The 6803-nt window shown below is 39.1% G+C and carries 7 protein-coding genes; 3 read left to right on the top strand and 4 right to left on the bottom strand.

All coding sequences use genetic code 11. From position 1 onward, the window contains the following. From B2X72_RS04570 to B2X72_RS04585, 4 genes are all read right to left on the bottom strand, one after another. Positions 1-1181 (bottom strand): RagB/SusD family nutrient uptake outer membrane protein (locus B2X72_RS04570; protein ID WP_286848404.1); only part of this gene is annotated, 1181 nt, incomplete at its 3' end. Then, the gene (locus B2X72_RS04575) at positions 1153-2757 is read right to left on the bottom strand and encodes a SusC/RagA family TonB-linked outer membrane protein (RefSeq protein WP_286848405.1); all 1605 of its coding nucleotides are present in this window, start codon (positions 2755-2757) and stop codon (positions 1153-1155) included. The genes B2X72_RS04575 and B2X72_RS04570, both read right to left, overlap by 29 nt. A gap of 185 nt (positions 2758-2942) precedes the next feature. Then, positions 2943-3815: a helix-turn-helix domain-containing protein gene (locus B2X72_RS04580; RefSeq protein ID WP_112374614.1), complete on the bottom strand. Its 873-nt coding sequence runs from the start codon at positions 3813-3815 to the stop codon at positions 2943-2945. A 129-nt stretch (positions 3816-3944) separates the two neighbouring features. Then, positions 3945-4112, bottom strand: coding sequence for a hypothetical protein (locus B2X72_RS04585; protein ID WP_286848406.1), 168 nt, complete (start codon positions 4110-4112; stop codon positions 3945-3947). Positions 4113-4508: 396 nt separating this feature from the next. Between B2X72_RS04585 and B2X72_RS04590 the strand changes: the two genes are divergently transcribed. The 3 genes from B2X72_RS04590 to B2X72_RS04600 form a co-directional block, all read left to right on the top strand. Further along, a complete protein-coding gene (locus B2X72_RS04590) occupies positions 4509-5069 on the top strand; it encodes an RNA polymerase sigma factor (RefSeq protein WP_286848407.1) in 561 nt (186 codons plus the stop codon). An 88-nt stretch (positions 5070-5157) separates the two neighbouring features. Beyond that, positions 5158-6273 carry a FecR family protein gene (locus tag B2X72_RS04595; RefSeq protein ID WP_286848408.1) on the top strand — a complete coding sequence of 372 codons (1116 nt, stop codon included), beginning with the start codon at positions 5158-5160 and terminating at the stop codon, positions 6271-6273. Between the two features lie 172 nt (positions 6274-6445). Continuing rightward, positions 6446-6803 (top strand): STN domain-containing protein (locus B2X72_RS04600; RefSeq protein WP_286848410.1); only part of this gene is annotated, 358 nt, incomplete at its 3' end.

Raw genomic sequence — 6803 nt, forward strand, 5'->3', positions numbered from 1 at the left:
TCGCTATATTTGGTTAAATAAGCCAAATAATTTGCATCCTGTTTATTCAGATATTGACGACCATCATTAAAAGGTGCTACCGGATCCACCCAATTCCCGTTTTGATCTGTATAACCTTGAGCCTTCTGACTCCACTCCGTATTATTGGGATAGAAAGAACCGCCAGTCCATCCATTTGTATCGCCACCTTGACGTACCCAGCGGTGCATCACACCTTTTACGATACGCAGGTCTTTGCTCTCAAAAAGTTTGTACCAATGGTCACGCATCCCCCACCATAATCCAGTCTGGATAAAACCTTGATCGTTTAAGGTACCATTATAACCCTGAGAGAAAGTCACTCCGTATTTTTCATCCCCGGATTTAGACTGAAGAGTCCATATATGTTCAGTTTTATTTTTGTATTCACGCGACCACAGATTATCATAGCTCAGCAAACTATAATTGCCATACTCCCCATTAATAACCTGCAGCGCCTTGTCACGTGCTTTACCAAAATACTCTTTTGCATTAAATCCTTCATAACCGGCAACTACCTTTTTAGAGACAACAAAAGATACAGGATTGGTGTACACCTTTTCACTGCCATTCATCGTGTAAGGCTGTCCCCCTCTCACCGTAACGCTACCTGATGGCAGGGCTCCAGAAGCCATGGTGACGTACACTTTCGCCAGCAGGGAAGCCGCTGCACCTGCTGAGACTCTTCCCTCCTGAAAACCACTATCGGTATTTTTATAAAGCAGTGCTTCGGCCTTGGTCAGCAGCTCAATAATATGTGCATACACCTTACTGATGGGCTGGCGGGGTTCATTGAGATCTGCACCCGAATTGACTGTGGCATTGCGGATAGGTACATCTCCAAATGCGCGGACCAACAAGAAATAAGAATAAGCTTTGAGGAAATAAAGCTCGCCCATGCCGTTATTTTTTACCGCGTCAGTGGCCTTCGTCATGGGTTCGATATTCTCCAGAGCCAAGTTGGCCCGATGGATAATCGCATAAGGCTTTTCCCACATAGCAGAAGTATATTCATTGTTCTGAAAATTTCCTGCACCCAAAGTTCCAAATGACCAATCTGGACCAGTCATATAATCACAGTCAAACTCGAGGTTAGGCGGAAAGAGATTCCAGCGGAACATATCATCCAACAGTTTAATTGTCACTCTGTCCGGCACTTCCATTTTTTGGCGTTCTTCCCTCCTGCGTATTGCGGTTATAATACGTATTTCGGTTATTATTGGAGTACGAAAATCCCAAGTTCTGGCGGAAGGTTAAGAATGGTAATAGCTTGACACTTGCGTACGACGAACTGAAAACATTGTTAGCCCGCAGCTGATCCTTCGCTGTATTGACATAAACCCCCGGGTTGGAAGCCAACCAGTTCAGCTGATCGGACTCTATGGTACTCATGTCAGGGCCATAAGTCACAGGAAATATCAATGCCGAACGAATAATCCCGTAATCGTATGCATTTGATTTCGCAAAATTCGTGAGTCCATTTGTATAGTTGATATTGGCACCCAGTTCAAGCCAAGACCTCACTTTTCGACCGATATTAGTACGTAGGGCAACGCGTTGGTAATCTGAGTTTTTTATAGTTCCACCCTGATTCAGAAAATTTCCTGAAAACATGTGCCAACCTTTTTCACTGCCACCTGATACACTAAGATTATATTCTTGGGAAAATCCATTTTGATAAATTTCATCCTGCCAGTCAGCCCCTTGTACCAATGTCTGATTACCATACTGATCGGTACGCAGACCCTGATTTAAAAAATCTTCCGGTGAGGGCTGATACTTTCCCGATGTCGTTACAGGCTGACCATTGACGGTCTGATAAGACCATACACCCGGATAAGGCAGTGTCTGATAGTCCACCCCTTCGTATTTTTTACTATTTACAGCCTCTTCATTGATATAGGATGCATAATCGTAGGGACCGAGCATTTTGACTTTCCGTCCAAGTGTGGCCATTCCAAAATTAGCATTTAGCTCAACCTTTTCGTTTCCATTTTCACCTCGCTTTGTTGTAATCAATACCACCCCGTTTGCCCCCCTTGAGCCATAGATAGCTGTAGCGGAAGCATCTTTTAGCACTTCGATCGATTCAATATCATTGGGATTGATCGATGCTAGCGCATTGGCAGTTTGGTTATTATTTTCATTGGCACTGCTCGCTGGTGTAGAGGCCATGTCAAAGGGAATTCCATCAACAATATAGAGGGGTTGTGAATTTGTTGAGAAGGAGTTCGTTCCCCGTATGGTAATAGAAACACCTGCGCCAGGGGCCCCATCATTCTGGTTGACTGTAACGCCTGCCATACGTCCCTGTAGTGCCTGATTGATACTGGGAGCGGGATTTCCCGCCAAAATATCAGCAGCCTTCACTTGGCTTACGGCTCCGGATAGATCTCTCTTTTTCACTTTGCCGTAACCTACCACGACGACCTCGTCCAAGACATCCGATTTCGGATTTAGATAAACTTTGATTGACTCCCGAGTGGTGACTTTTAAAGTACGAGTCTCCATACCTATAAACGATACATAGAGATTATCCCCTACACTGATCTCAACTTGGTAATTTCCCTTCTCGTCTGTCAGCGCAGTTTTTCCTGCGCCACTGCGCACTGTCGCACCGGCTATTGGTAAATTGGTTTGTTGATTAATTACCTGTCCCGATAGCTGCATTTTCTGGGCAAAAGTAAGCATCGGAGTAAGGCCAGCAACCATACAGGCATAAAAGATTTTCTTGATCATTTTTGAGTTCCCTTAAAATTGGTTATTTAAATTGCTTTAACTAATTCCAAAATTAAGGGGAATGCATATTCAAGAATAATACTTTTTTATCTTCTTCTCATGCTATTTCAACCAACAATGGCTTTCATAACTTTTTAAAGTGAGGTATGGCCTATATTTTTTTAACAGCATGTATGGCTTGCTGTTCACAAATAGAATTTTGAATTTCGATATTTATTCCGGAAGTCCGTTGGAGTTGCTCCCTTTTTCTTCATAAAGATCCGATTAAAATTGGACAGATTGTTAAACCCCGACAATAATGCGATTTCGGCAATACTGTGTGTTGTATCGACAAGCATGCGGCTGGCGTGTCCCAAGCGAATATCATTTAGGGTATCGACAAAAGTTCTGCCCGTACGTTGTTTAAGAAATCGACTTAAAGACACATCCGTCATCCCAATCAGATCTGCCGCTTCACCGAGAGACACTTCTTTCTGATAATTTTTAGAAAGGTAACGCAATACTTTTTCGACACGACGACTATCGTGTTTTCCGGTACTACTATGGAAAGAACGGCTGCAGAGTTCCCTCATATTTTCATCCTGCGACAACTTAAATAGGATATCATACAAACCAACGACAGAATAGAAACCGTCTTTTTCATGGGAGAGCTTTTTTATGGCTTCCTGTACAACCAAAATTGTTTGCATACTGAACGTCACGCCGTACACCGCTTTTTCGAACAATTGTTTAATCGAACGAAATTGATTTTTATTGAGCAGTGTTTCACCAAATAAATCTGGCTGGAACTGTATGGTGATCTCCGAAATATTGGTAGACTGACATTTGTGATCAAACCACCCGTGCTCCAGATTCGCATTTGCGATCAGTGTTAATTCAAGTTCATCGATTTCCTCTATACTGTCCCCTACGATGCGTTGTGCGCCAGCAGCATTTTCAATGAAGTTGAGTTCAAATTCTGAATGTACATGAATTGGAAAATCAAAACGTGACTTCTTTCTGGCAAATACCATGAAACAATCTTTATCGGATAGCGGTGTGACTTCTCTTAATATCATAGACGGAATTGAAAGGCGAATTGGACTTAAATAATAAATGTCCAAATGTCGTTTATTTTTTTGAATTTAAAAATAAATAAAATTATGGCGTTATATTCAAGAGGTACCAACTAATTTATTCATGGTAAATCAACTTCGAAGCTGCCCTTCATCTTTGCTTAGATGCATTCGAACAAAACCAACATAGAAATTCATCGCTTCAGCAAGAGTTTCATAATTTGGATTCTCTGCGTATAGAACTCTTCCGTTAGCCAAAATATTGGCTATTATAGCTACTTTTATTTCATTTGTCTGCATGTTAAAATTAGTTTAAATGTAACAAGACAAAGTTCCACATCTACGAGCGGTCAGTTGTAGTTGAATCGTGGATATTTCTAACCAAATTGAGGGTAGATTTCAATATGGATAATTCACAAAAATAGATGCTAGCTAAAAACATAATAAATTTGTTTTAAAAGGTCGGTAATTAGATGGTTCAAGTTCCATTTTATAAATGATCAACAAGAGAACAAAACACAAGCGAATAATTTAATCGATGATCCAGTACAATCTAAATTCAGTTTGAAACGGAACAAAACACACTAGCAATGAGCTTCATGCATACTTTCGAAAACCTTTCAAACAAAATGTTTACGAACAAAGCCCTTCAATATTTAAAACTTTCGTATATTGCTGCACCTAATATCTACAACCGTGTACAACAAACTGAGTGATATAGAACTTATTGACCTACTCAATCAGTACGATCATAATGCTTATACAGAAATCTATGAACGATATTGGTCCGTTTTATATGTGCATGCCTTTCGTATATTACAACATGAAGATGAAGCATTGGATTCCATCCAGAATGTTTTTGAGAATTTATGGAATAAGGCTGGAAGTCTCGTCGTGCAATCTTCATTAAAAGCTTATTTATTTACCTCTGTGAGAAACTCTTCCTTAAATGCTATTGAAAAAAGCAAGACACGAAGTATTTATATAGATTCTTTAAATGAATTTGTGGATATTTACCGTTCGTCAACAGAGGAGGAACTATATTTTAAAGAGCTATTAAAAAAATTCGAATCTGAAATCGAAAATTTACCCCCAAAAATGCGTGAGATCTTCTTAAAGAGTAGAAATGAAGGATTGTCTTACAAAAAAATAGCAAAAGAGCTGAATATAACTGAGAACACGGTAAAAACAGTTCTTCACAGAGCAGTTTTACAGTTAAAAAAGAAGCTAAACACACTAATAACATTTTTTTTCTAAAATTTTTTGATTTTTTTCTAAAATCAACGTATACTTTCACTCTTTTCGCCTGTCTTTATATTATAGAGTTTAGACTATAAAGAAATATATGGACAACAATAAAGCTGAAAGGCTTCTTGAAAGATATAATAAAGGTAAATGTACCATAGAGGAAAAAAAATTAGTTGAAGACTGGTACCTCCATATGCTGAATAAAAATGAGCATATTACAGCATCGTCTGAATTGTATAAAGTAAAAGCCAAATTGGACAGCCGTCTCTTTTACCAAAGAAAATCTAGGGTGTTCTACCGCTATGCTGCCGCTATTCTTGCATTTGCAACATTCACTGGCATACTTTACTATTCACGTGATCTGCTTCAGAAAGCACCAAACCAGAAAATTGATAATAAAGAAATTGCTGCCGGAGGGAATAAAGCTATCCTCATACTCGCAGATGGAAAACAATTTGATCTAAGCTCGTCAAAAATAGGTACTATCACACAACTGAGTGGAATAAAAGTCGACTGCGATACTGTTGGGCAGATAACTTTCAATGTTCAAGATAGATCACTTAAATCTTTCTCTGAAAAGATGAACAGCATTGTAACTCCAAAGGGAGGCCAATATAAAATCATCCTTGAAGATGGCACCAATATTTGGTTGAACGCGCAGTCTATGCTAAAATTTCCTGAAAGATTTGCTAAGGATAACCGCTCGGTCGAACTAGTTGGAGAAGCCTATTTTGAAGTTGCGAAAAATAGAAATAAACCTTTCATTGTTAGGACTAAAGAACAGAATGTAAAAGTACTGGGAACCCATTTTAATATCAGCTCATACGCTGATGAGCGTATAGCCCGTACGACGCTTATTGAAGGCAGCGTCTCAGTAAGCGACAATATCTCACATCGATCTGTTGTATTAAAACCTGGAGAGCAGATCCTGATCAGTGGAAATACAATAGCAGTCAAAAAAGTAGACACTCAGGTCGATGTGGCCTGGAAAGAAGGAGACTTTATTTTCAAGAATGAAAATATTGAGAGTATTATGCGAAAGGTCTCCCGATGGTACCAAGTAGATGTGGATTTCATAAGCAAGAAGGAAGATATCACCTTCAGCGGTATGATATCCAAATCAAACAATCTGTCAGCTATACTGACAATGCTGGAATCAACAGGACAGATCAAATTTAAATTAGCAGGAAGGAGGATATCTATTATGATGTAAACAAATTGATAAACTACTTGAGAAAAGAAATCTGGAATGCGCTAACATCCCAGATCAAAAAACTTTGGATCAAGTAGTTAAATAGAAGCTCGAACTCAATTCAAATCACTAACCCAAATTAATCAAATATATGATTTTTAAATTTATTCCCGTTGAAAGACGGAGATTCTTTATGCGAGTAAATTTATCACTTGTTTGCCTTGTCGCCATGGGGGGGCTCCAGGCATATTCCAAAACCTTTGCGCAGATTTCAATTCAGCGCCAGAACATTACACTACCACAATTATTTCAGGAAATTCGCAAACAGAGTGGCTACGACTTTTTTTACAATGAAAGCTTATTGTCAGATAAAGATCCTGTAAATATTCAAATGCAGAATGCCTCTATTGAGAAAATCCTAGATTATTCGCTAAATGGAAAGTCCCTCACTTACGATATCAAAAACAGAATAGTTGTTATTAAACAATTAGAAAATAAGCAGCGAAATATTGTTGGAAGGGTTATCACCGAAGATAGATCGCCTCTATCTG

This window comes from Sphingobacterium sp. UBA7253 (genome assembly GCF_002472745.1).
GTDB lineage: Bacteria > Bacteroidota > Bacteroidia > Sphingobacteriales > Sphingobacteriaceae > Sphingobacterium > Sphingobacterium siyangense.

Bases quoted from the DNA above. Each gene is read 5' to 3' on its own strand.
- B2X72_RS04575 (WP_286848405.1), bottom strand. From the start codon at position 2,757: ATGATCAAGAAAATCTTTTATGCCTGTATGGTTGCTGGCCTTACTCCG.
- B2X72_RS04580 (WP_112374614.1), bottom strand. From the start codon at position 3,815: ATGATATTAAGAGAAGTCACACCGCTATCCGATAAAGATTGTTTCATG.
- B2X72_RS04585 (WP_286848406.1), bottom strand. From the start codon at position 4,112: ATGCAGACAAATGAAATAAAAGTAGCTATAATAGCCAATATTTTGGCT.
- B2X72_RS04595 (WP_286848408.1), top strand. From the start codon at position 5,158: ATGGACAACAATAAAGCTGAAAGGCTTCTTGAAAGATATAATAAAGGT.